This window comes from Sphingobacterium sp. Lzh-3, from assembly GCF_046764375.1.
In the GTDB taxonomy this organism is placed as follows: Bacteria; Bacteroidota; Bacteroidia; order Sphingobacteriales; family Sphingobacteriaceae; genus Sphingobacterium.
Map to the genome: position 1 here is coordinate 1,042,897 of NZ_CP177226.1, position 25,065 is coordinate 1,067,961.

General features: G+C 39.4%; 18 protein-coding genes. 2 read left to right on the top strand and 16 right to left on the bottom strand.

The annotated features are described in order from the left end of the window. Window positions 1-40 precede the first annotated feature (40 nt). The 7 genes from accC to ACLCDV_RS04310 all read right to left on the bottom strand — a co-directional run bounded on the left by accC (window position 41) and on the right by ACLCDV_RS04310 (window position 5,561). Entirely contained in the window at window positions 41-1,396 is a 1,356-nt protein-coding gene (gene accC / locus ACLCDV_RS04280) for an acetyl-CoA carboxylase biotin carboxylase subunit (RefSeq protein WP_046672273.1), read from the bottom strand. Window positions 1,397-1,469: 73 nt separating this feature from the next. Then, window positions 1,470-1,949 (bottom strand): acetyl-CoA carboxylase biotin carboxyl carrier protein, encoded by a 480-nt coding sequence (gene accB, locus ACLCDV_RS04285; RefSeq protein WP_411972971.1) that lies wholly within the window; start codon window positions 1,947-1,949, stop codon window positions 1,470-1,472. Window positions 1,950-2,023: 74 nt separating this feature from the next. Next, window positions 2,024-3,013 carry a beta-ketoacyl-ACP synthase III gene (locus ACLCDV_RS04290; RefSeq protein WP_317668340.1) on the bottom strand — a complete coding sequence of 330 codons (990 nt, stop codon included), beginning with the start codon at window positions 3,011-3,013 and terminating at the stop codon, window positions 2,024-2,026. 7 nt (window positions 3,014-3,020) lie between these two features. Continuing rightward, window positions 3,021-3,959 (bottom strand): phosphate acyltransferase PlsX, encoded by a 939-nt coding sequence (gene plsX / locus ACLCDV_RS04295; protein WP_075991146.1) that lies wholly within the window; start codon window positions 3,957-3,959, stop codon window positions 3,021-3,023. A gap of 106 nt (window positions 3,960-4,065) precedes the next feature. After that, window positions 4,066-4,257 carry a 50S ribosomal protein L32 gene (gene rpmF / locus ACLCDV_RS04300; RefSeq protein ID WP_046672269.1) on the bottom strand — a complete coding sequence of 64 codons (192 nt, stop codon included), beginning with the start codon at window positions 4,255-4,257 and terminating at the stop codon, window positions 4,066-4,068. Window positions 4,258-4,271: 14 nt separating this feature from the next. Then, the gene (locus ACLCDV_RS04305) at window positions 4,272-4,808 is read right to left on the bottom strand and encodes a YceD family protein (protein ID WP_120333455.1); all 537 of its coding nucleotides are present in this window, start codon (window positions 4,806-4,808) and stop codon (window positions 4,272-4,274) included. A 102-nt stretch (window positions 4,809-4,910) separates the two neighbouring features. Then, on the bottom strand, window positions 4,911-5,561 hold the full coding sequence (locus ACLCDV_RS04310; RefSeq protein WP_411972972.1) for an epoxyqueuosine reductase QueH: 651 nt from the start codon (window positions 5,559-5,561) through the stop codon (window positions 4,911-4,913). A 179-nt stretch (window positions 5,562-5,740) separates the two neighbouring features. Here ACLCDV_RS04310 and ACLCDV_RS04315 point away from each other — a divergent pair, with 179 nt between their 5' ends. Continuing rightward, complete coding sequence (locus tag ACLCDV_RS04315) at window positions 5,741-6,898, top strand: hypothetical protein (protein WP_411972973.1); 1,158 nt, start codon at window positions 5,741-5,743, stop codon at window positions 6,896-6,898. A gap of 16 nt (window positions 6,899-6,914) precedes the next feature. Here ACLCDV_RS04315 and ACLCDV_RS04320 read toward each other — a convergent pair whose 3' ends face one another. The 6 genes from ACLCDV_RS04320 to ACLCDV_RS04345 all read right to left on the bottom strand — a co-directional run bounded on the left by ACLCDV_RS04320 (window position 6,915) and on the right by ACLCDV_RS04345 (window position 16,616). Further along, entirely contained in the window at window positions 6,915-7,763 is an 849-nt protein-coding gene (locus tag ACLCDV_RS04320; protein ID WP_411972974.1) for a transglutaminase-like domain-containing protein, read from the bottom strand. A 100-nt stretch (window positions 7,764-7,863) separates the two neighbouring features. After that, entirely contained in the window at window positions 7,864-8,523 is a 660-nt protein-coding gene (locus tag ACLCDV_RS04325; RefSeq protein WP_411972975.1) for an ABC transporter ATP-binding protein, read from the bottom strand. A 101-nt stretch (window positions 8,524-8,624) separates the two neighbouring features. After that, a complete protein-coding gene (locus ACLCDV_RS04330) occupies window positions 8,625-11,018 on the bottom strand; it encodes an FtsX-like permease family protein (protein ID WP_411972976.1) in 2,394 nt (797 codons plus the stop codon). A 253-nt stretch (window positions 11,019-11,271) separates the two neighbouring features. Continuing rightward, window positions 11,272-13,719 (bottom strand): ABC transporter permease, encoded by a 2,448-nt coding sequence (locus ACLCDV_RS04335; protein WP_411972977.1) that lies wholly within the window; start codon window positions 13,717-13,719, stop codon window positions 11,272-11,274. Between the two features lie 26 nt (window positions 13,720-13,745). Next, window positions 13,746-16,187, bottom strand: coding sequence for an ABC transporter permease (locus tag ACLCDV_RS04340; RefSeq protein ID WP_411972978.1), 2,442 nt, complete (start codon window positions 16,185-16,187; stop codon window positions 13,746-13,748). A gap of 204 nt (window positions 16,188-16,391) precedes the next feature. Further along, window positions 16,392-16,616 (bottom strand): helix-turn-helix transcriptional regulator, encoded by a 225-nt coding sequence (locus tag ACLCDV_RS04345; RefSeq protein WP_312188547.1) that lies wholly within the window; start codon window positions 16,614-16,616, stop codon window positions 16,392-16,394. Between the two features lie 123 nt (window positions 16,617-16,739). Between ACLCDV_RS04345 and ACLCDV_RS04350 the strand changes: the two genes are divergently transcribed. Further along, on the top strand, window positions 16,740-17,411 hold the full coding sequence (locus ACLCDV_RS04350) for a hypothetical protein (RefSeq protein WP_411972979.1): 672 nt from the start codon (window positions 16,740-16,742) through the stop codon (window positions 17,409-17,411). Window positions 17,412-17,560: 149 nt separating this feature from the next. Here the strand turns inward: ACLCDV_RS04350 and ACLCDV_RS04355 are convergent, their stop codons facing one another. From ACLCDV_RS04355 to ACLCDV_RS04365, 3 genes are all read right to left on the bottom strand, one after another. Further along, window positions 17,561-19,966 (bottom strand): ABC transporter permease, encoded by a 2,406-nt coding sequence (locus tag ACLCDV_RS04355; protein ID WP_411972980.1) that lies wholly within the window; start codon window positions 19,964-19,966, stop codon window positions 17,561-17,563. Between the two features lie 246 nt (window positions 19,967-20,212). Beyond that, window positions 20,213-22,597, bottom strand: coding sequence for an ABC transporter permease (locus ACLCDV_RS04360; protein WP_411972981.1), 2,385 nt, complete (start codon window positions 22,595-22,597; stop codon window positions 20,213-20,215). Window positions 22,598-22,634: 37 nt separating this feature from the next. After that, entirely contained in the window at window positions 22,635-25,040 is a 2,406-nt protein-coding gene (locus ACLCDV_RS04365) for an ABC transporter permease (RefSeq protein ID WP_411972982.1), read from the bottom strand. Window positions 25,041-25,065 lie beyond the last annotated feature (25 nt).

The following is a 25,065-nucleotide window of genomic DNA, read 5'->3' on the forward strand; positions in this document are numbered from 1 at the left end:
TAAAGAATGGTATTTTTTATGTATGTAAAGATAATTTTATTTAATCTTCTGCTGGATATTCCGTTAGGTCGAAAGTTTCCATAAACTTTGTCGTGAAATTGCCGGCTCTAAAGTTAGGGTCGCGCATCAATCTCAAATGTAAAGGAATGGTTGTTTTGATCCCTTCAATGACAAATTCGCTTAACGCACGTTCCATGGTACAAATTGCTTCCTCACGTGTTTGTGCAACAGTGATCAATTTAGCAATCATAGAATCATAGTTCGGCGGAATTGAATAACCTGAATAAACATGTGTATCTACACGTACACCATGTCCACCTGGTGAGTGGAAGTTGGTGATTTTGCCTGGTGAAGGGCGGAAATTGTTAAAAGGGTCCTCCGCATTGATACGACATTCAATTGCATGCATTCCTGGTTCATAGTTTTTACCAGAGATCGGAATTCCTGCGGCCACTTTTATCTGTTCTTTGATCAAATCAAAGTTGATTACCTCTTCCGTTACAGGGTGTTCTACTTGGATACGAGTGTTCATTTCCATAAAGTAGAAGTTGCGGTGTTTGTCAACCAAGAATTCGATTGTACCAGCACCTTCATAGTTTACAGCTTTGGCACCTTTGACAGCAGCCTCTCCCATTTCAGCTCTCAATTCGGGAGTCATAAAAGGTGATGGAGATTCTTCAATCAATTTTTGGTGTCTTCGTTGAATAGAACAGTCACGTTCCGATAAGTGACATACTGTACCGAACTGATCGCCCACAATTTGGAATTCGATGTGACGCGGTTCTTCTACATATTTTTCAAGGTAGATACCATCGTTACCGAATGCTGCAGCAGATTCAACACGTGCAGAATCCCAAGCTGGTTCGAACTCTTCGTCTTTCCAAATGATACGCATACCACGACCACCACCACCGGCAGTTGCTTTGATGATTACTGGGTAGCCGATTTCATTCGCTAATGTAATACCTTCTTTTACGTTTGAAATCAAACCATCCGATCCTGGAACGGTAGGAACACCAGCTTTTTTCATGGTGTCCTTAGCACGGGATTTATCACCCATTTTTTCGATCTGTTCTGCAGTAGCACCAATAAATTTGATACCATACTCCGCACAGATTGCTGAAAAGCGCGCATTTTCGGATAGGAAACCATATCCCGGGTGAATTGCATCTGCGTTTGTCAATTCAGCAGCAGAAATAATATTCGGAATGTTTAAGTAAGAATCTCTACTTGGCGGAGGACCAATACAAACGGCTTCGTCCGCAAATCTCACGTGTAAGCTGTCTCTGTCAGCAGTCGAATATACTGCAACACTCTTAATACCCATTTCACGACAGGTACGGATAATGCGCAGGGCAATCTCGCCTCTATTTGCAATTAATATTTTTTTGAACATTGTCTTGAATTATGAAGTTTGCAAAAAATGTAGCCCTTTGGAGGCTACATGTATTCATTTACGTAGTTGTAAATTACTTAGGCTCAACTAAGAATAATGGTTGGTCAAACTCAACAGGTTGAGCATCTTCTACCAAAATCTTAACGATTTTACCTGAAACTTCAGATTCAATTTCGTTGAATAATTTCATTGCTTCAACGATACATAATACAGAACCGGTATTGATATCATCACCAACATTAACGAAAGATGGTTTACCAGGTCCTGCCGAACGGTAGAATGTACCGATCATTGGTGATTTGATTGTTATCAAGTTTGCGTCAGCGTTTGCCGCTGGTGCTGCAGGGCTAGCCACAGGAGCTGGTGCCGCTGCTTGCGCAACTTGAGGAGCAGCGATAGGAGCAACAGCGGGAACAGTAGCTGTCACATACGTAGGCTCTTGATTTGTTTTTATTGTAATTTTAAAATCTTGCTCTTCAATTGAGACTTCATTCACACCTGATTTTGAAACGAATTTAATCAAGTCCTGAATTTGTTTGATATCCATACCCATAGTATTCTAGGTTTTGTTTGTTTCTAAAAAATTCTAACTGTCAAAAGTAATAAATTATACCATAAAATGGACAATTAATACGCCCATTTTAAATAGATGGATCCCCAGGTAAAACCACCGCCGAAAGCAGCAAGGATAAGATTATCCCCTTTTTTCAATTGCGATTCCCATTCCCATAAACACAAAGGGATTGTTCCACTCGTCGTATTACCATATTTTTGAATGTTCACCATAACCTTCTCTTCTGGCAATCCCACGCGTTCTGCTGTCGCATCAATGATACGTTTGTTGGCCTGATGCGGTACCAACCAAGCAATATCCTCTGATTTCAAGTTATTCTTGACCATAACTTCGTGCGCAACATCTGCCATATTGGTTACCGCAAATTTGAACACTGTACGGCCTTCTTGGTAGGCATAGTGTAATCCTGCATCTACAGTTGCATGTGAGGCCGGATTAAGTGAACCCCCACCTTTGATATTCAAAAATTGGCCTCCGGAACCATCGGTTTTTAAAATAGCATCTTGTATACCTAAACCTTCTTCATTTGGTTCCAATAGTACACATCCACATCCATCGCCAAAGAGGATACAGGTATTACGGTCTTGGTAATTGATTACCGAAGACATTTTATCTGCACCGATAACAAGGACTTTTTTATGTGTGCCCGCAGTGATAAACTGTGTTCCTGTATTCAGACCGAACAAGAAACCTGAGCAAGCGGCCTGAAGATCAAATCCCCATGCATTGGTCGCTCCGATTTTATCGGCCAAAATATTAGCCGTGGCGGGGAACAGCATATCTGGGGTACTCGTACAAAAGATGATGAGGTCAATATCTGTAGCAGCTATACCTCTTTTTTTCAATAAACCTTGAACAGCAGGTACAGCAAGATCTGAAGTAGCAAGCCCTTCACCTTTTAAGATGCGACGCTCTTTGATCCCCGTTCTGGAAACAATCCATTCGTCGTTGGTATCGACCATTGTTTCCAATTCTTTGTTAGTAAGGATGTAATCCGGAACGTAACCATTTACAGCCGTGATTGCGGCGTGAATCTTTGACATAAATATTCTAATTGAAAATAGACCTGATGCTGTCAATGAACTTAGACTCGATCATATCTCTTGAAAATAAAACCATATTTTTAATGGCCTCAGGTGTCGAAATACCATGGCCAATAATGACAGGAGCATTAACTCCCAAAATGGGGCTACCGCCGTACTGCTCGTAGTTGAATCGGTCGAAGAAATCATCTTTAAAACCTTTTTTCAACGTTACTACATAAAATGATTCTGCAAGTTTCAAGACGACATTACCTGTAAACCCATCACAGACGTAAACGTCGGCATGGTCACTAAATAGGTCGCGGCCTTCTGCATTTCCGATAAAGTTAATCTTGTCGTTGGCTTTTAGTAGGGGGTAGGTAGAGGTTGTTAGGATGTTTCCTTTTTCTTCTTCTTCTCCGATATTCAATAATCCAACTTTAGGATTGGATACATTAAACACATGTTCGGCAAAGACACTTCCCAAGATTGCAAATTGGTTCAACATCTCTGGTTTACAGTCTGCATTTGCGCCGACGTCCAGTAAGATTCCGAAGCCTGATTTTAATTTGGGAACAATGGATGCTATAGCAGGACGCAATACGCCTGGGATAGCTTTAACACTGAACATTGAGCCCACAAGCATGGCACCGGTATTACCAGCAGAAGCGAATGAGTCAATTTCTTTGTTTTTTAAATATTCAAATCCCTTCGCAATACTTGAGTTGGGTTTTTGAGTTATTGCTTTGGTTGGATGTTCACCCATTGCAATGACTTCTGGAGCCTCTACATATTCAAAGTCAGATGAATTTCCTCCGGCTTGATTGATTAATTGTTTAGTCTCTTCAGTATTACCAAAAAGGACTATCTTTTGGTCTCCAGTAAGCTGTTTTTGTGCTTCAATAGCACCTGTTATCGTTGCTTTAGGAGCATAATCTCCTCCTAAAATATCTAAACCAATCTTCATCCGTTATTATTTAGTAAATCAATAATACGCAAAAAACATCCCAAAGTAAAGCAAATTTCTAAAATAGTGCTTGTCTGGGATGTTTTGGTGTTATGAAAGGTTTACCTTAGACAACAGCTGTATTTTCAATGATCAATTTACCGTTGTAGTACAAGTTTCCGTCTACAGTATATGCACGGTGAGGTAAATGAACTGCGCCAGTTTCTTTACATACTGTCAAGCTTGGAGCTTCAGCTTTATAATGTGTTCTTCTTTTGTCTCTTCTTGATTTAGAAGTTTTACGTTTTGGATGTGCCATCTCGTATTTTTGTTTTAGTTATTTTTAATATTTCTCAATGCTTCCCAACGTGGGTCGATAATTTCTTCTTCTTTTTGTTCCTCTGAATCTGGCTCGCTTGTGAATAATGCGAGCATCTCAGGATCACATTGTATGCCCTGTCCCTGCTCTTCACATTTTACGATATAGGGAACAGCTAAATTAATGTATTCATAGAATAATTCAGCTATATCCAACTCATGGTCGCTTTTGGATAAAATCAACACCTCTTCGGTATTATCTGTCCAATCTTCATCCGTGAATTTGACTAATATTCGTTCTTGAATTGAAATCGGCGACATAAACTCTTTTAAGCAGGTATCACAAGTCAATTGAATTTCACCTTGGATATCAAAATGCAAAATCAAAAGATTTTCCTGTTTTTGCAATTCAACCTCTGCTTTTAGATTGCCGTCTTTTACAATCGAATGTTCGTAGCAGTCAAAGAACTTTTTATTAATGTCAAACTCAAAATTGTGCTTTCCAGCGTTGAGCCCCGAAAAGGGAATTCTGTATTGTTTTAGATGTTTCACAATCTTGCATTTGAGCCTGCAAAGGTATGTATAAAATCATTAGGATAGAAATATTTTTTTAAATATTCCGAAGCAAAGCTTTATATACACCGGTAACAGGGCTTATTCATAATAATTTTTGCCTAACTCTATCTTTTCGCGCCCATTTGCCATACGCCACTTGTTGGTGTCGCGTAGTGAATAAGCACAGCCGCAATATTCCTGCATATAGAATTTCTCCTTTTTAGAGACCTCCAGCATACGGGCAGAACCACCTTTCTTGCGCCAGTTGAATGTCCAATATTCCATCCCTTCATGGCGAGAGGCCGCACGTAAACCACAGTCATTGATCTGCTCCATGTTTTTCCAGCGTGATATACCCAGTGAACTTGAAATCACATCAAAACCATTGGCAGCTGCATATTCCGCTGTTTTTTCAAAACGCATATCAAAACACATGGTACAACGGATGCCTCTTTCGGGCTCTTGCTCCATTCCCTTAGCCAAATCAAACCAATGGTCAACATCGTAATCGGCATCAATAAAAGGAATATTGTGTTTTTCCGCAAATCGGATGTTCTCGTCTTTGCGTAAATCATATTCTTTGCGGGGATGAATATTGGGATTGTAAAAATAAATCGTAAAATCGATATCCGAAGCAATCAGTGCTTCCATCACTTCTCCAGAACAAGGAGCACAGCAGGAGTGTAAAAGTAATTTCTTGCCGTCTCCCGGTAATGTCAACCTCTCCCTTACAAATTCCTTATTTTCCATAATCGTATATGCTAACAAAAACAAAGGCAATTTTAATCAAAAAGTAGCGAATTGACAAATATTTCCGTTTTTACTTCGTAGGGTTTTCCCTTAAAAGAATCATATAAATGCATTGATATTCTGCATATATTCGTAGATTTGTATGTTTAACGCAATACGCTATTTTTAATAAAAAATATATGAAATTTTCGTTTCAATCCTGTATTATTCTATTCTTTGCCAGTATAATAGGTTTCACTGCCTGTAAGAAATTGGATGATGAACCAAGCAATATTGGACGTGTCACGCAGATATCAAGATTATATATCTCTTTCTCAGATTATCAGGCAAGTAATTCTTCGCTTAAAAATATGATAATTGTCGATCCGGCCGATACCAACAATTTGGATAATATCTACCAATATCTGTCTCCGGCAAAGGGAGGAGGACCAATTATTTTTAGTCCCGATGCGAAGGCTGTTTTCCAGGCGAGCGCAACTGGAGCCGCGACCCAAGACACATTTATTAGGTATATTCCTTTTAACAATGATATTTATGGTATTCCTGGTCCTTCAGTTGGCATTGGCTATACAGGGTTCACAAATGTGAAAGGGGTAGGATTTTATACTTATGCCCAGCAGAATGGTACTTCTGGATCATCAACTATACCCTTCCTCCTTGCGGTATCAGATAAAGACACGGATAGATCGATGCTTTATGCAATTGCAAACCCCAGTGGAAAAGGTTCTAACGGCGGCGCTAGAATTATCGATAAGCAGATTAATCTAGGGAAAGTTGTTCCGAGCTCCTTAACACTAATTGGAAGCGGTAACGAGAAAGCCGTTTTGGTAGGATTTAATAATGATGGAACAAACAAAGGAAGTGGTTTCGCTGTTTATACCGGACTTAAAACAGAATTAATTGACCGTGCCAAAGATACGATTGTGATCTCCGACAACTTTCGTCCTGTGATGAAAGTATACATTAAAGGAAAAACAGGATTGGGGCCTGTATGTTATGCGATCAATAAAAAATTATTAGCGGTAACTGCCGGAAAAGAAGTGTTATTCTTTAAAAATCCGGATGAGATCTTTAGTGGAGCAGGTGATAAAGAAATTTCGCCTGATTATGTTGTTGGAGGTACAAATACAGGGTTGGAAGAGCCTTGGGGAATAGCAATAGACGACCGCCTCAATGAAGGGAAATTCTTCTATGTGTCAGATTTAACAAATAAAACCATATCGAGGTTTCTATTAACGGATCAGGGCAATGCTTCACCCAAAATAACTGCTAAAAAATATGGTACACTTACTCCTAATTATATCTTTTTGGACGGGAGATCAACTCCCCAATTTTAGTTGAAAGCATAATAGTTCAGCCAAGCAATTCGAAAAGCGCTCTGATTTCCTGTTGCTTGCTTAAACTTTCATGTTCCTCGTAGGCTGACATCAAATTCCGCAAAGCGCGTTTAATGATGGTCACATTATCGCAGGGATAGGTAAATTCTCTATCGGGATTGAGGTTCAGTTGCTTCAAAAATGAATTTACATCGCTTTTTTGCATAACCTGCCCACGATTAAAGGCGTTGATGTAAAACAACACATTTTCATTCCCTTCTTCATCTGAATCCATATACGCCAATACAAAATGCTTGGGTAAATTAATCCCGTAGATTGGAATGTCCAGTTTTTGTGCAATGATACTATAAATGCAGGATAGCGTTAAGGGATTCCCCTGTTTGGTATCGAGCACTTGACCAATATAGGAATTCTGTGGGTGATGGTAATCCTTTGTATTTCCTGCTAGGCCGAAGGAACCAAAAAGAACATGATTTATCAGGTTCACTTTTTCCAACGGGCTCATGTCGTAATGGAGACCGCGCCACACCTCAGTCTTGAGGTCTTCTATCGCCAAAACAATCTTGTGGTCTTCATAAGAAGGATATTGATAATTATTGAGGATGATTAATCCTTCCAGCAGATTGAATGAGTTACTCAGATTCCAGATCTGTAACTCGTTTTTGGTCTGATCAAATTGAATTTCGTGAATGATATTCTCTAATCGCCCTTGGACGTTGGGATCGAAGCTTGATTCCCAATATTTTTCCAAATAGGGTACAATCTCAGGACCTTGGCTTTTTAACTGATGTTCCACTTCCTGAATAATCTGTTGGTCGGTATCATCCAACAGTGATATTAGCGATTTCAACTCTCTCTTATTCATCCTAACGAAGTTAAAAAATTGATTCGACAAATGATATAAAAAAATCCCTACAGTAATTTACTTACTAGGTAGGGATTATTCAGGTTAAATTGGTATACAATTATTTGAGCTGACCATCCAGCATGTTGACAATTCTTTTACCGTATTCAGCATTCTTTTCAGAATGGGTTACTTGTATAATTGTAACACCATCATCGTTCAGCTGTTTGAATAGATCCATGATTTCTTCTCCCTGTTTGGAGTTTAAATTACCCGTAGGCTCATCAGCCAGCAATAGCTTGGGGGATCCCGCTAATGCGCGCGCTATACCTACGATTTGTTGTTGACCACCAGATAGCTGGGCTGGGAAGAGGTCCTTCTTCCCGACAATGCCAAAGCGATCGAGCATATCGGCCACAATGGCTTTTCTTTCTTTGGTCGAAATGTCTTTATAGATCAAGGGTGTTTCGATATTTTCGTATACAGTCAATTCATCCAGGAGATGATAAGCTTGAAACACATAGCCAATATGGGATTGGTAAAGCTGCATTCTTTTTTTTGCTTTCATTTCCAATACATTCTCGCCCATAAAAAAGTACTCACCCTCGTCAGGTTCATCAAGCATGCCGATAATATTCAACAGGGTCGATTTTCCAGACCCTGATGGACCCATGATGGATATAAAATCGCCTTCAGCGATATCGAGACTTACATCTTTAAGGACGAATGAGCGTGTACCACCTACATTATACCACTTGAATAAATTTTTTAATTGTATCATTTTTTAGTATTGAGATCTTAGATATTCGTATTTATATTTTTACCGGTAACCATAATTATTGTTCGACTCTGGGTTAAGGCCATCACTGCTCATATTATCTTTTATTCATCGCGCAGACTATCTATTGGATTGGTTTTTGCGACTTTGAGAGATTGGAAACTGATGGAAACCAATATGAGGATAAATATGCAAAATATTGGAATCAAAAACGACCACCAGGAAAGCTGAATGTGATAGGCGAAATTAGAAAGCCATTTATTCATGAGCATATAGGCTAGTGGAAGGGCTATGCAAATACCGATCAAAAAGAGTTTGAAAAATGGCTTGTTCAGTTGAACAAAGAGCAATTGTACCGATGCTCCCAGTACTTTTCTGATGCTCATTTCCTTTTTTCGTAATGCCGCCTGATATGCCGCCATACTGAACAGCCCTAAGGCCGCGATGATCACAGAGAGGCTAGTGAAACTATTAAAAGCCGTCTGCAATTCTTGCTGTTTTTTGTGCTGTAAAGCATATTGCTCATCCATAAAGGAATAATCAAGGGGGAGGTCTTTTGCGGTTGGGTTTTTCGCCCACTCTGCTTTGACTGTTTGAATTGCCTGATCGACCATTCCTTGTTTTGTTTTGACCATAAGTGTCGTCTGAAAACGCATAGTGCCACATTCATTTTTAAATGAATAGATGGTCGGTTGAACTACATTCTCAAAGCCATAAGCTTTACTGTCTTTGACTAAACCGACAATTTCAAAGTTTACATCACAGCCCTTAATTTTTGCACCCATAGGGTTTGAAAGTCCTAAATTTTTGGCTGCAGATTCGTTTATAATAGCATAGTGGGCTAAGGAATCGCGAAGCAATTGGTCCAATGAAATATTGGTATTCCCCTGTATACTGGAGATGTTTAACGTCTTGAAGTATCCAGGATCAATGCCGACATGTGCAAATGAAATGTTTTTTTGGGCATAGGAAAAATCCATTTTGGGAGGCTGCTCACCTTCTCCCGGAATATTGGTCGCCGATGCGGTGGATGCAATACTCGGATCATTTTCTAATCGCCTCTTTAATTGTTCGTAGTTGTTTTTATTGTAATACATACCTACTCCCTTGAAATTGATAACCTGCGCTGGCTCAAACCCTTTATCCGCCTGCTGCATGTACTGAAGTTGGCCCCGGATGATTAACATACCCGAGATAAACAAAATCGCCATGCTGATTTGAAAGGTTAATAAGGCATTGCGGAAAGTTCCTTTTTTGAGTACTGATGTTAGTCCGCCTTTAAGGAGATTAACGGATTTGAAGCCAGAGAGTACGATAGCTGGGTATATTGCCGATAGAATTGTTGTCAATAGTACGGCAATAGCAAGTTGGGCGATTGTCTCCGAGCTCAAAATATACCCCTTAAGATCATCGTTGAACCATTTTTGTAGAATATTTCCTGTGAGAGCCAAAGTGACAAAACTTAAGATTGCAGCACTGAAAGTCAGAATAAATACTTCCAGTACCAATTGCCTGACGATAGCCCAGCGTGAGCTGCCCAATATTTTTTTAAGCGCGAGTTCCTTAATGCGTTGATCCGCCCGTGCCATAATCATATTGGCAAAATTGGCAGCGGCAAGTAAGAGGATCAAAACGGAGAGAATACCAATAATCCACGTAATGATATAAGCTGTGTTAGTACCTGTTTTTGGCCTTAGATGAAGATTGGCTAATGGATCCAAATAGATTTTTCCCTTGGCATAACTAGAAGAACGTATTTTATCTTTTGGTGCAATTTCTTTCTGGTAAAGCGTATTGATGCGATTGGTCAACTTTGTGATATCCGTACCGGGGCGAACCTGAATATAAGTTTGATACAAAAAAGGATTATTATCGGCGAAGAGATCCTGCGGTTCGCGGATAAAAAGGAGATCGTAATCAATCATGGACAGACCTTGCTTTTTGATGGTACCGTAGATTGTTTCCTTCATTCCAATTTGTAGACTTAGAGCTGGAATCGAATGGGGACTGTCAAAATTTAAGTCTTCTTTTTTGAATAGTTGTTCGGCAATATGGCTTTTGACCATGGTCGCATCCTTTTGGTCCTTGTTTTTGTAGAGCGGTCCGGTCGCATTTTCGATTTGAAAGATTCGTGCGGCTGAGGAGTCAATCAGTGCTGCATTTTTAATAAGCACCGTCTTCTCTCCGAAAAGAGGGTAACTACCGTAGTTATAGACTATTTTTCTTCCTGCATATACAATATCAGGTAAACTCTGTTTTAGCAATGGAGCCAATGAAGGTGAAGTTTCGTCCGTAAATGCACCTTCCGATTCAAGGCCAATTTGGTAGATATCCTTAAAATGTGGGTTCCATTTATCGTAACTCGTTTCGCGATTAATGTATTGATAGGAAAGGATAAAACCCGTAAAACCCAGGGTCAGACCAACAATATTTAAGAAAGTAAAACCTTTATTTTTTAAAAGTTTGCGCCAAGCTAGTTTGAAATCATTTTTTGCCATTTTTTGGAGGATATTATGTTTAAACTAATGCGAACCAATTCACTCAATTAAAATTACAATCCTCTTGCCATTGTTGTAATTGTTTTGTTATAAGTATTTTATGTTGTTTTTTTTTGTTTTTGGATGTCCGATTTCGGACAGTTTACGTCCAGAATCGAACATCCATCTCCTAAGCCCTTGGTTCATTGCCCACAACGCAACAGGCAAGGCAATTACCAAGGCAACAAACCCCAAATTTTAAGATTTTCTGACTTTATTCATCCCTTAAACTTTCGACCGGATTGGCACGGACGACTTTCCAGGTTTGATAACTAATGGTTCCAAATGCAACCAGGATTGCACTGAGACCCGCTAGAATAAAGTAGAACCAATTGATTTCTATGCGATAGTTGAAATCTCTCAACCATTGATTCATTGCCCACCATGCAACAGGTGTGGCAATGACCAAGGCTACAAACACCAATTTTATAAAATCTCCGGAAAGTATTCGGAGTAATCGGATGGAACTTGCGCCGAGAACCTTGCGGACACCGATTTCCTTGGTTCGTTGCTGGGTCACATAGGTTGCCAGTCCGAAAAGTCCAAGAGCAGCAACAAAAATGGCTACAAAAGCGAAGCAGCTGAAGATATTTTTAGTCCGTTGGACATCTTGATAGAGATCGGCGAAGCCGGCATCGAGGAAATTGTAATCGATTTTTTGATTTGGTGAAAACTTGTTCCAAACGGCAGTAATGTTCGTTAGTGTTTCGGACATGTCCGTTGATTTGGTTTTAATGGAAAGCATGGAAGGGCTATTAGCTAGGGTCATGCAGACGGGATAGTAGCCCTCATCTTTCATCGATTCAAAGATAAAATCGTCGACGACACCGATAATCGTCCATGTCATGCCATTGGTAATTTTTACACCAATGGGATTTCCTTTAATGCCCAAATCTGCAATCATTCTTTTGTTAACAATAGCACCAGTACTATCCGATGCGATATGCGGATCGAAGTTTCGGCCGGCTATAAGTTTCAGTCCAAATGTAGTGAGGTAACTTTCGTCTATATTCCAGAATTGTCCAGCTTCTCCCAATTCAAGATCTTCTTTTCCTTTGGACCAAAAAAGATTTCCATTTCTTTTTACGCCATCCAATTGAACAGGTATGTAGTCGCCTACGGAGACATCTCGCACTGTCGGAATGGCTTTCAGTTCATTTTTTAATTCTTTTGCCTGGGAAGCAATACCCGTTATACCGCGGAGTACGATTACCTGATCCTTATCGAAGCCAATATTTTTATTGAGCATAAAACTGATTTGCTGATTCGCAATAAGGGCACTGATCATCAGTATTATAGATGTTGCGAACTGGAAAATAACCAGTCCATTGCGTAACAACGACGATTTAGGATTGGTGACCGATTTGCTTTTTAATGCGTTTATAGGTTGAAATCCTGATAAATAGAGCGCTGGGTATAAACCGGCAAGGATGCCAATAAACAACATACTTAAGATCAGCGAGGGGACAAAGTACCACACTGTCCAGGGTATAAACAGCGCTTTGTTGGCTAGATTGTTAAATAGCGGTAATAACAGGAAGGCTAATAATAACCCTATCAGGAGTGAAATAAGACTGTAACATATCGCTTCGGTCATAAATTGGATAATCAGTGTCCGTCGATTTGATCCAATGGTTTTTCGAATCCCGATTTCTTTGGCTCGCGTTGCTGCATTTGCCGTTGATAAGTTGATGAAGTTTATACAAGCAATCAATAATATAAAAAATGCAATGCCCGCAAATATCCAGACCATCTTAATGTCACCTTGATATTGTGTCGCCATTCCATACTCCGAAATATTCTTCGAGTGCAGGTGCATATCAAGGGCGTTTTGAAGTAATACCGTTGACTGCATCATTTCGGGGGATATTTTCTTTCCATTTTTTTTGTTGAGCAAAATATAATGGTCCTGAATATAGTTTTTTGAAATGCTACGCTGTGCGTTTGCAATATCTGTATTTTCCTTTAGTTTTACATAGGTAATGTAATTTGTCGCGCCCCAATTGTTTTGTTCACCCGGATAAAATGGTTCGCCTGCAAGGGAAATAAAATAATCATAGCCATAGAGACTGGAATTGCTCGGGACATCATCGATCACAGCCGTTATGTTGTATAAGACATTTTTATTATTGTTCAGATAGATCGTTTGTCCTACCGCATTTCCTTTGAAATATTTCTGGGCCCTACTTTTGGTAATGACTATCGCATTGGGTTTGTCCAGCGCATGTGATAACTGTCCTTGTACGACCGGAAGCGGAAAAATTTCCAAAATGGACTGATCAACATATACAAAACCTTTATCAAGATAGTTCTCCGCACGGCCATTTACAGTAAACAGATTGCTTCCGGCACCAAATAAGGTATTGGGTAAAATGCGACCGGCTAATTCAACACTTGGGATTTCCGCTTGTAAGGTTTTAGCTGCTGGAGCAGGAAAGGCAAAGGTTTGCCTCACTTTATCACCATCGGGTGCCGAAACGATAAGACGGAAAACACGGTTCATGTTGGGATACATTTTATCATAACTGGTTTCATGTCGAATGTACAGCATAATAAGAATGCAAATCGCGATGCTGAAAGCGAACCCGCCGATCTTGATGATCGAGTACAGTTTGTTGTTGACCATATTTCGCCAAGCGATCTTTAAATTATTTCCTATCATAATAAAAGTCTTTTACGGTTTTGTATTTATTCATCGCGCAGGCTATCCACAGGATTGGCGCGAATGGCTTTCCAGGTCTGATAGCTGATTGTGCCTAAAGCAATTAAAATGGCACTCATTCCTGCAAGAATGAAGTATAGCCAATTTATTTCGATCCGATAGTTAAAATCTGTAAGCCATTGGTTCATTGCCCACCACGCAACAGGTGTGGCAATGACCAAGGCTACAAACACCAATTTTATAAAATCTCCAGACAATAATCGGAGTAATCCAATCGCATTGGCTCCAAGTACCTTACGTACACCAATTTCTTTGGTCCGTTGTTGAGTCACATAAGTTGCTAGACCGAAAAGCCCGAGCGCAGCAACAAAAATGGCAACAAGAGCGAAACAAGTGAATATATTCTTGGTCCGTTCCACGTCTTGATAAAGGGCCTCAAAACCTTCGTCCAAAAAGCTGTAGTTAATCTGTTGATTTGGGGCAAATTTGTCCCATACTCCTGTGATATCAGCGAGCGTCTCTTTGAGATGTTGCGGTTTTACCTTAATAGAGAGAAGGGTGGGATTGCCTTGTAATGTCATACAAAGCCCTGCATACCCCTTCTCCTTTAATGACTCAAAAATAAAATCATCGACTACGCCAATGACCGTCCATGTATTGCCATTGGTGATTTTTGCACCAATGGGATTCTTTAAGTGAAGCTCTTCGGCTAATTTCTGATTGATAATAGCCGAGCTGCTATCGGTGGCTCTGGTGGGATCAAAATTTCGTCCTTTATTTAAATGAAGACCGAATGTGCTCAGATAATCCTGATCGATTTCCCAAAATTGGCCCTGTGTAGCCATATCAAGATCTTTTCTGCCATCGACCCAGAACGGATTGCCATTTCGTTTGGCGCCATCGATGGGGACTGGAAGAAAATCACCCATGGAAACTGAAGCAACATTGGGGAGGCTCTTTAGTTCATTTTTTAAACTTGGAAGCTGTTTCGATAATGTTCCAATGCCGCGAAGCACAACGACTTGTTCCTTGTCAAATCCCAGATCTTTGTCCAATATGTAGTTTATCTGTTTATTGGTTACCAGTGCTCCAACGATAAGGATAATTGAGGTGGCAAATTGAAAGACAACCAAACTATTTCTAAATAGTGAAGATTTAGCCCCAATGACATTGTTTTTGAGTGCGGTGATTGGTTTAAATTTGGATAAATACAGTGCTGGGTAGATTCCGGCAAGACCACCGATCACCAATATGGCCACCAAAAGAGAAGGAAAGAAGTAGGCTGCTATCCAAGGAATGGTCAAGGATTTGTTGGCTAGTTGGTTGAATACGGGTAGTAGTAGCCAGCTTAGAAAGAGCCCAATAATCAGTGACAATACACTATAGCAAATTGCTTCAACAAGGAATTGCACAACAAGCAGCTTCCTGGGGGAGCCAATAGTCTTACGGATACCAATTTCTTTTGCTCTAGTTGCTGCATTTGCTGTCGACAAGTTGATGAAGTTAATACAGGCAATGAACAAAATAAATAAAGCTATTGTTGCGAAGGTCCAAACCAGGCGAATATCGCCTCTGTTCAATGTACTAACTTTATCGTCGCTTATATCCGCAGATTTTAAATGCATGTCGAGTGCATTCTGTAAAGTTATTTTTGCCTGCTTGAAAAGCGGATTAAGTTTACGTCCTGATTTTAGATATTCAGGAAGATAATGTATTTCTAAATAATTCTTTGAAATTTCTTTTTCTGCCAATGCAGCATCGGCGTTGGGTTTTAATTTGACATAGACCGTATAATTGTTATTGAGCCAAGCAGTCTGTTCGCCTTGATAAAAAGGTTCTCCAGCGAGCGACATAAAAAAACTATAACCGGCAAGGGTCGAATTGTTGGGCATATCTTCAATGACCCCAGTGATGGTATAGGCCTTCGATTTATTGTTGTTGAGATAGATCGTTTGTCCAATTGGATCATTTTTAAAATATTTTTCGGCTTTGCTTTTGGTGATAACCAATGTGTTGGGCTTATCGAGTGCATGGGACAGCTGGCCCGAAACCATTGGCATAGGAAACATGTCGAGAATGGACTGGTCGATATAGACAAATCCATCATCGTAATGGCTATCCGGGCTGTTATTTAATGACAATTGGTTGCTGCCCGCACCGAATAACGGATTAGGTAGGATGCGCCCTGTTTGCTCAATGGAGGGTATTTCTGCTTTTAGGGTTGGCGCTACGGGGGCAGAAAGTGAAACCCAGCGCTCGATCTTATTCTCAATGGGTAACTGGACGACCAGACGGTAAATTCTATCCATAGCTGGATAAAACTTATTGTAGCTCGTCTCATGTTTTAGATATAAAACAATAAGAATACAGATCGCAATACTAAAGGCAAAGCCTCCAATCTTGATGAATGAATATAGCTTGTTTTTTGCCATATTCCGCCAAGCTATTTTGAGATTATTTCCTATCATAGCAGAGATTTTTAACGCCTGAATGACTGGTAGTTATAATCAAAACAGACGTTTAAGCTGAAATCAATTGCGTTGCCATTTTGTTAATATGCTGATAATTAGTTTGTTGTCTTTAATTTAAAAAGCTCGTCTGTACGATATCGAACAGTCTGGCGTTCAGTATCGCACAGATGAGCTAGGTGCTGGCGATAAATAGCGAATTGCTTAGTCTTCAATCTCTTTCAGCTGGAGATGATCACATAACTCGAACATCATTTTAGCTGGATCTGTATCAATAGCCAATGCGATCAGGTACATTTCATCCAAACGCAATTTAGCCGTTTCGGTCATCGTTAACTCATTGATTCTTGCCTTACTTAAACCTGTTTTGCGCGCAATTCGCGATTTATTAACGGATTTCTTCTCTAAAAATTCACCTAGTTTTGTCATAGTTATGATTTAGTATGCTCTTGTTTTGTATAGATAAATATACAAAATGTTATTTTTATTTATACAAATGTTTTAAAATTTTAAAAGATTTCTATTCCTTTGTATGGAATAACTATATGAACTATGATTGGAAATAATTTTAAAGTGTTCAAACGGGTATATAAGCATCGTTGTCAACCGTTGGAAATGCAGTTCTTTTATCGGATGCTATTACAGCGTATTTCAAATGGTCTCTCACCCGAAGAAGTATCTTTTTTAATGGGAAAAGCACTGGATTTTATAAGTAAAGTTGAGTCTTTCAAAATTAAAACGATTCTTGCTATTGATTACTATATTTTTTGTCGTGTGTTAGAAGTGGGGAGTATATATGCCATGATGCCTTTAGGAATGAATTTATCCAAGCAAAAGTATGCTTATGAGTTGCATGTCAAAACATTGGATGATGAGGTTATTTATCACTTATATAGATTACCCATTGAAGAAGGGGTACAGGAGATCGAATTTAAGATAATGGACATCCGCCATAATTTTGATCCAAATAAACCTTCTACATTGAATGAGCTTCGGAAAGTCAAGAGAATTATCGAAGCGCAGGTTGGCACAGGGTATTTTAATAAAAATAGGAGTCCTTATGAAATACATAAATTGGTTTGTATAATACTCGGTACATATGTAAAACCTAAAAGCCTGATGAAGATACTTGAAGATTTGCTCAATCGGTCTGATGAGCTTAAACTTATTCGGAAAGAATCAAAATATGGATTTGTTTATCTATCGAAAAGCTATGCTGGTTAAAGGAATAAAGAGTTACCCTTCCAGTAGCTGTTCGCAACGAATAGCTACTGGAAGAGTATAAAGATACTGAGCCGTAGGGAATCAATTATAAACTACTACACCCAATTCAGCTTGATAATAATTTTCGCACACTCTACGGCTTATTTTTCTTATTCATCTCTTAATTTTTCAACTGGATTAAACCGGGTTGATCGAAATACAATAATGCCCACCAATAAACTCAGCAAACCAATTAAAGTCCCCAATGGTAACAAGTAAGTAAATGCATTGATTTCTACTCGGATAATGTAATTTTGCAGCCAGTATTGCATCAATAGATAACTCAGTGGAACTGTCGTAAATGCAGCAAATAGGAAGATTCCGTAGTACTCTTTTGAAAAGAGTAACATCAAATGTGCTAGTGAAGCTCCAAGTACTTTACGAATGCCTACTTCTTTATTGCGAAGATGGATGGAAAGCGATATTAATCCAGTAAGTCCCAAAGCCACGATCAGTAGCGAAACAACCGTAGCAATCTGGGAAGCGCGATGCAGCTGCAACTCAGTTTCATATAAACTTTTGATACGTTCATCCATAAATTGATACTCGAATGGTGCATCAGGCAGCAAGGTTTTCCATTTTTTTTCTAGTTGTTGTATTGTATTGGAAAGAGAGCCTTTTTGTAAGCGAATACTGAGGTATCGGTATTGAAGGCTCTCATGTACATCTATCCAGATAATTGGCGGGGATGCCTGATGAAGTGTGTTGGCTACAAAATTTTCAGCAACGCCCACAATAGTCATTTTATAACTAGGATCATTTATTGCTATTTGCTGACCAATCGCCTGCTCGGCATTTTTAAAGCCAAAATCATCCATAGCTTTCCTGTTGATGACAACTGGTCTATTATCCGAATGAGTAGCATAGTTTTCAGGAAGAAAAGTTCCCGCAATTAGTGGTATTTCATAGGTTCCCAAAAAGTGACTATCACTTGTAATCCGTTGTACCTGGATTTCTTTGTTTTCAACCGTACCGAATGCAGATTGCATATTGAATCCCAGTAATCCCGGTGTTTCATAAGATAAGCTTACAGATTTTACTTCTGGTTGCTGGCTGAGTTCATGTTGTAAAGTCTCCATTTTGCGAACACCATTTTCGGACCAATCTCTAGGTACTTGAACGGTTAATAAGTAGTCCTTGTTGTAACCTAGATTGCTATGGAGAAATAGATCCACTTGTTTGGAAATAATTAGTGTGCAGACAAGCAGGAGCAAGGCTACCCCAAATTGAAAAAACAAAAGAATTTTTCGTACCAGCTGTTTGCCTCCCAGCGTCGAAAACTGATTTTTGACTGCCGGAAGTACCGCTATATTGGAAAGCTTGATTGCAGGATATAGACCCGCCAGCAAACCAATTAATAAGGTCATTATACCCAGTAGACCAAAAAAATAAATCGGCAATTCCATTAACGTAGGCAGCTTGCGCATCAAGATATGTTCGAAGATTGGGCTTGTCACGATATAGATTGGCAGACTGATGAATGTTGCTATGGCCACGATCAGGATATATTCGGTCATCAGTTGTTTAATAAGTTGCACCCGAGACGATCCCATCATCTTGCGAACACCCATTTCCTTTAATCGCGTAATATGCTGAGCGATACTAAAATTAATGAAATTTATAATGGCCATGATCAAGATAAAAATAGCCGTCAAGACCAATGTCCGTATCATTTTGCGAACAGCCCCCTGGTTGTCGTCCAAATAATAGGTTTTCAATGGTTTTAAACTAGGGCTATATTGGCTGGAAAATTCCTTATCTGTATTTTTGCTTACCAGTGTCTCTATGGCAGCGTCTACCTGTTCCAAACTGATACCTGGCTTCAATTCAATGTAACCAGCAATATATGGATTATTCCAATTGTCTATAGATCGGCCAAAGAATTGCTCGTTGATGATCGGTAAAAATATGTCGGCATGCATATTCTTTGTGAGATCCATAATGGCATTTTGGACGTCGGATTTGATGATTGCTGTAATTTCAAAATCGTGTTTTTCACCCTTGAAATTTTTTATTTGTAGCGACCTTCCAAGTACGTCCACTTGTCCGAAATATTTTATAGCAGCTTTTTCACTGATAACAACTGAAAAGGGATTATTCAAAGCCGTATTGGGATTGCCCGCTAAAATATCGAATCCGAACATCGTCAATAGACTAGGATCTCCGAGAGACATCCCTTCCTCATGGATTGTTGCTCCGTTTGCTACGATACCTGTCAATCCATCAATCCGATAATAATTAGAGACAAGATTAGGATACTCCTCATGTAAGGCTTTGGGGAGCGCCCCTAAAGTGGTTAAGTTAATACCAAATCCTTCTTTCTTATACTTGCTTTGCAACAAAAATTGCCGATCAATATTTTTGATATTGCTATTCACTTGGTGTACATCCCAGACATAGGCGCCTACAAGTAGTAGAAAAGTAATACCGCAGGTCAATCCAATTAGATTGATCAGATTTTGCACTTTTTTCTTTCGAATATTTCGCCAAGCAATCTTAAAGTTTGTAAAGTTCATTGTCTTTGTAATAAGAATTTATTCCGTTCGTGAAGCTGTTAGTATAATGGGGCCTCGACATAGAAAAATAAAAATACAAATGTTTGGCCAAGTGTATATATTGTTGATAGTTAGTTTTTTATTGCTGTTGTGCTGCTGAATGCTGTTCGATATCGGACAGTTTGCCGTTCAATATTGTACAGCATTCAACCTCCAGCTCGGCGGATGCCTGTAGCTGGAGATCCTGTTCCATGTCGCAGCAGTCAATCATTCGTTCCGTAAACTATGGACCGGATTTGCTATTGCAGCCTTGATGGATTGTAGTGCAACGACCAATAACGTCAAGATTAATCCAGTGCAGAAAGCAAGGGAAAAGATCCACCAGCTAATTTCTATTCGGAATGGGAAATTAGTTAACCAGTGCTCCATGAGATAATATGCTACAGGAGTGGCAATAGTGAAGGCAATAGCCATCCACTTGAAAAAGTCCTGAGATAGCAAAATGACAATACCTGAAACGGAAGCGCCAAGTACTTTTCGTATGCCAATTTCTTTTGTGCGTTTGAGGATATTGATGGACAGCAAACCTAAAAAACCAAGTGAGCTGATACATAGCGATACAATAGCCGCAATCCAGATAAGTTTTTCAACCAACGCTTCTTTTTTGTAAAGGTTAGCAATTTGCTGATCGTAAAACTTATATTGGAAAACTTCATCAGGATACCAGTTTTTCCATTGTAGCGCTAGCGTTTTCAATAATATATCTTGCTTATGTCCCTTAAACTTAACGGCCAGATTTTTTAATCGGCTTTCATTGTAGCCAATTACGGTAGGGGATATAGGCTCGTTGAGCGAATTGGTGCTAAAATCTGCAACTACACCTACAATTTTTCCGATGTGCTCTTCATTGAGCCCGCCAGCATTCAAATTTCGGCCAAGGATATCATTGGGGTTTTTAAATCCCAATGTAGTAGCCATCTGCTGATTGACTAAAAATTCTGGATTTTGTGGATTGTCATCAAAATTCCGTCCGGCCAATAATTTGATGTGAAAGGTCCTAATATAGGTTGAATCGCCGATTGCATACCTAGCAGGCCATTTTTCCCATTCTGATCTGTTATCAAATTGAAAAGTTCCACCCCATACTTTTTCGTATGATGGCGGATTGTCACAGAAAGTAAATGATTGCACTTCCGTTCGATCACGAAGGAAATGTGCAATTTTCTCTTTTGATTTCAGCATGTTATTCGTCATGGGAAAGAGAACCACTTGTTCACGATTAAAGCCAATATCGGTCTGCTTGAGATGGTTTACCTGTAAGACAATAACGAACGTGGCAATCAGAAGAATCATGGCGATTATATTCTGTACGACAATAAAAGATTTTCTGGTTAAGCTCCATGGGCCTATGGTCAACTTTTTTAATGCTTGCTGGATTTTCATTCGATTTACAAAGATCAGCGGGTAAACGGAGGTGACTAGTGCGGTAGATGTCCAGAGGATTCCAATTGTACCCAAAAATGAATACAGGTTGATAATTTGCAAGGGCTCATCTTCAAATAGGTATTGATTGGCCCAGGAGATGGAAAGACTCAATAGTAATAACGCAAATAAGACTGAGCACGCTGTCAACAGCAAGGTTTCGGTCAGAAACTGGTAATACAGTTGCTGCTTGGAACTCCCTAGTATTTTTCTGACCCCCATTTCTACGCTCCGGTTCATTTGTTGGGCAAATACGATATTACTATAGTTGATAAATGCCATAACACCGATGCCCACGGCGATAACAACTAAGATGTTCAATAAGGTTCGTTGGGTCCCTTTGCCATAATCCGCGTCAAAATGAAAATGGGGTAGTGGCAGTAGCTTATAATGAAAATATTGAAGTACATCCTTGTCCCAATATTTCGTGATTAGCTTTTGTATACTTTTTTCCACAGCAGCCTGATCGGATGTATGTTTTAGTTTTAATATGATGTTGTTACTTGAATTAGTATAGCCCCAATTGAGAAAGAATCCATCATCTTTGGGAATCTGCCATAAATTTGTCAGTGAATTTAACGATATATAGATATCCGAACGAAAATCGGAATTTCTCTTGCTGTCATCGATGATACCGATGACCTTTATGGGGAATTTGCCATCTACTAAAATTATTTTTCCGATCGGGTTTTCATCTTTAAAATAAATTTTTGAAATACTTTTAGTCAAGGCTACCGTATTGGGTTGATCCAGTTCCTCCGGTTTGCCTTGTATCCAATGAAAATTTAATATGTTGAAATAGCTGGAGGAAGTAAATGACGCTTTGCCTGCTGTCTGATATAATTGATCCTCTATACGTAGCGTAAGATTTTTATTATCGATATATAATGCTGTTTTTTCTACTTGGGGAATTTCACGAGATATGGCGTCATACATGGCATAAGCGCCCCCTTTGCTGTGTTCTATCTTGTCCAATTTTAAATCTTGTACGACTAAAAAGGTTCGATCTTTATCGACGTGAAACTGATCAAAGCTCAATTGGAAACTATTGTAGATGTAGATAAACAAACTACAGGCCATGGCTAACCCTAGCCCGCAAATCGTCAGCATTGTATAGTAGCCATGTTTAAATAATTGTCTTAAAGCTGATTTAAAATATAGCTGAATCATTGTTTGAGGTTATTGTATCGATAATTATAAACATTTTTTATTCATCACGTAGACTGTCAACAGGCTTTGTTAGGGCTGCGCGTATCGCTTGTGAACTTACAGTAATTAAAGCAATAAAAACGGCTAGCGCTCCTGCTAGCACAAACATCCACCATTGCATCTCAATATGGTACGCAAAATTCTCTAACCATTTGTGCATCATCCACCAAGCTAGGGGAGAAGAAATGATAATGGCTATTAGCACGAGTTTGACGAACTCCGTGGAAAGCATACGCGTGATGTCGGGAATTGTAGCTCCAACAACTTTTCGGATCCCTATTTCTTTTCTGCGTTGATTGGCGGTGAAAATAGCCAAGCCGAATAAACCAAGGCAGGCCACAAAAATTGTCAGTCCCGCAAAGATGCTCAGTAATTTACCCGTTTTCACCTCTGCTTGGTAAGTTTGTGCGTATCGGTCATCCAGAAAGGAATAGCTGAATGGAATGTCTGTTGGAAAGGAACGATAGAGAGATGCTAATTTTTGAATGAGCTTCTCCATATCGGCTGTTTGGGTTTTGAGAATCAAACTCCCGGCTTGATCGCTAAGAACCATCACAAGCGGAGAGATCTGCTCATGTAAAGAGCGAAAATGGAAATCCTTAACGACACCAATAACACGATAGCTTTTGTTGTCTTTATTGGTCAATATTTTGCCAAGGCTATGATCGTTCCAACCGAGATCTTTTGCTGCGGTTTCATTGATGATGACAGAAAGGCTATCATTACCAAATGTTTTTGTGAAATTTCGTCCTTCTTTAAGCTGCATACCCATAACTGGAATATATTCTTCATCTATATCGTAACGAATCGTTTTGACCCATTGATCAGTATTGCCATCTGGATAGATGAAAAAATTGTTGTTGTTACTTTCTCCGGCGGGGAGATAGGACGAATGGGAGACATGCTTGATTCTGCTATCTTGCATCAATAAATTATAATATGTCTTTTCGTTTTTCCCTAAAGGCCAGCTCGGTATAATAAGGACATTATCCTTGTTGTATCCAAGTTTAATATGACGCATATAATCCAGCTGCTGAACAACGACCACGGTTCCAAAGATAAGTCCGACGGAAATGATGAATTGAAATACAACAAGCCCACTGCGTAAATTAAGGCCTTTAGTCGAACGACTTATTTTCCCTTTTAATACACGGAGCGGATTAAATGAGGACAGATATAACGCGGGATAGCTGCTGGAAAATAGACCGACGACTAAACCAAAAGTCAGCAGGAAGGGGATAATTTTAAAAGCGTCAAGTTTTTGGATTTCAATCTCTTTGCCTGAAATCTGATTAAATAGAGGAAGGGCAAGTAAAACAATTCCCAAAGCTATTCCCAAGGAAATATAAGTCAGGAGGATGCCCTCCAGCATAAATTGTCGCATCAGGTTTTGTTTGTCGGCACCCAGTACTTTTCGTACTCCTACTTCTTTACACCGCCTAAAGCCACTGGCTGTAGATAGATTCATGAAATTAATTGTAGCAATCAATAGCATAAAGAGTGCAATAGCACTAAAAATATAAACGTAACGTATATCCCCCGGAGCGCTGAGGTCGTAGTTGAAATTCGAATGTAGATGGATATCTGTGAGCGGCTGTAGGTAAAGTCCGATCTTATTTCCCGTTTTCTTGTATTCTTGGTAACTCATACCAAAACCTGCCATAAATTGTGTGGCAACATGTTTGTCGAATAGTGTGGCTAAGTTTTTTTCGAGCTTTTCACGTGAAGCATTCTTCGAAAGCAACGCATAAGTATAATATTCGGAAGTCATCCACGAATCTGATCGTGAATCTTCCAGTGCATCCAAAGAGGTAAATACATCAAAATGAAAATGGGAGTTTTGAGGGACATCTTTGATTACTCCAGTGATTTTGAGGATATTTGGACTGTCTTTGATGATGAGGTCTCGACCGACAACATCGTTTGTGCCGAAGTATTTTAAGGCAGTGGATTCGGAAATCACTGCAGAATTTGGGGAAGAAATAGCTGTAGACAAATTCCCTTTAATAAAAGGGAGCGTGAAAATTTTGAAGAAAGAAGCATCCACGAAAGCCATTTTTTCTTCGTGAAACACTTTATTATTGACGACAAATAGAGGCGATCCACCGATTCTTAGTCGTGCAGTTTCTTCAACTTCGGGCAGCTCTGACTTCATAGTCGAAGCTACGGGTGGCATCACATGTGCCTCATTGATCGTTCCGCCCTTGACAGTTCCTCTGAAAACAACACGTACAATACGGTCTGCATGCTCGTTGTAACGATCAAAACTAAACTCATCGATTACATATAAGCTGATCAATAAGCAGGTCGCAATTCCAACGGCTAACCCAGCAATGTTGATAAACGAAGTGGAGAAATTGCGTATTAAATTTCGCCATGCTATTTTTAAATTGTTCTTGATCATATTGAGGCCCCTTTTATTACTATAA

Excerpts from the sequence above, each read along its gene's own strand:
- accC (WP_046672273.1), bottom strand. The coding sequence starts at position 1,396 with ATGTTCAAAAAAATATTAATTGCAAATAGAGGCGAGATTGCCCTGCGC.
- accB (WP_411972971.1), bottom strand. The coding sequence starts at position 1,949 with ATGGGTATGGATATCAAACAAATTCAGGACTTGATTAAATTCGTTTCA.
- ACLCDV_RS04290 (WP_317668340.1), bottom strand. The coding sequence starts at position 3,013 with ATGTCAAAGATTCACGCCGCAATCACGGCTGTAAATGGTTACGTTCCG.
- plsX (WP_075991146.1), bottom strand. The coding sequence starts at position 3,959 with ATGAAGATTGGTTTAGATATTTTAGGAGGAGATTATGCTCCTAAAGCA.
- rpmF (WP_046672269.1), bottom strand. The coding sequence starts at position 4,257 with ATGGCACATCCAAAACGTAAAACTTCTAAATCAAGAAGAGACAAAAGA.
- ACLCDV_RS04310 (WP_411972972.1), bottom strand. The coding sequence starts at position 5,561 with ATGGAAAATAAGGAATTTGTAAGGGAGAGGTTGACATTACCGGGAGAC.
- ACLCDV_RS04315 (WP_411972973.1), top strand. The coding sequence starts at position 5,741 with ATGAAATTTTCGTTTCAATCCTGTATTATTCTATTCTTTGCCAGTATA.
- ACLCDV_RS04320 (WP_411972974.1), bottom strand. The coding sequence starts at position 7,763 with ATGAATAAGAGAGAGTTGAAATCGCTAATATCACTGTTGGATGATACC.
- ACLCDV_RS04325 (WP_411972975.1), bottom strand. The coding sequence starts at position 8,523 with ATGATACAATTAAAAAATTTATTCAAGTGGTATAATGTAGGTGGTACA.
- ACLCDV_RS04330 (WP_411972976.1), bottom strand. The coding sequence starts at position 11,018 with ATGGCAAAAAATGATTTCAAACTAGCTTGGCGCAAACTTTTAAAAAAT.
- ACLCDV_RS04335 (WP_411972977.1), bottom strand. The coding sequence starts at position 13,719 with ATGATAGGAAATAATTTAAAGATCGCTTGGCGAAATATGGTCAACAAC.
- ACLCDV_RS04340 (WP_411972978.1), bottom strand. The coding sequence starts at position 16,187 with ATGATAGGAAATAATCTCAAAATAGCTTGGCGGAATATGGCAAAAAAC.
- ACLCDV_RS04345 (WP_312188547.1), bottom strand. The coding sequence starts at position 16,616 with ATGACAAAACTAGGTGAATTTTTAGAGAAGAAATCCGTTAATAAATCG.
- ACLCDV_RS04350 (WP_411972979.1), top strand. The coding sequence starts at position 16,740 with ATGATTGGAAATAATTTTAAAGTGTTCAAACGGGTATATAAGCATCGT.
- ACLCDV_RS04355 (WP_411972980.1), bottom strand. The coding sequence starts at position 19,966 with ATGAACTTTACAAACTTTAAGATTGCTTGGCGAAATATTCGAAAGAAA.
- ACLCDV_RS04360 (WP_411972981.1), bottom strand. The coding sequence starts at position 22,597 with ATGATTCAGCTATATTTTAAATCAGCTTTAAGACAATTATTTAAACAT.
- ACLCDV_RS04365 (WP_411972982.1), bottom strand. The coding sequence starts at position 25,040 with ATGATCAAGAACAATTTAAAAATAGCATGGCGAAATTTAATACGCAAT.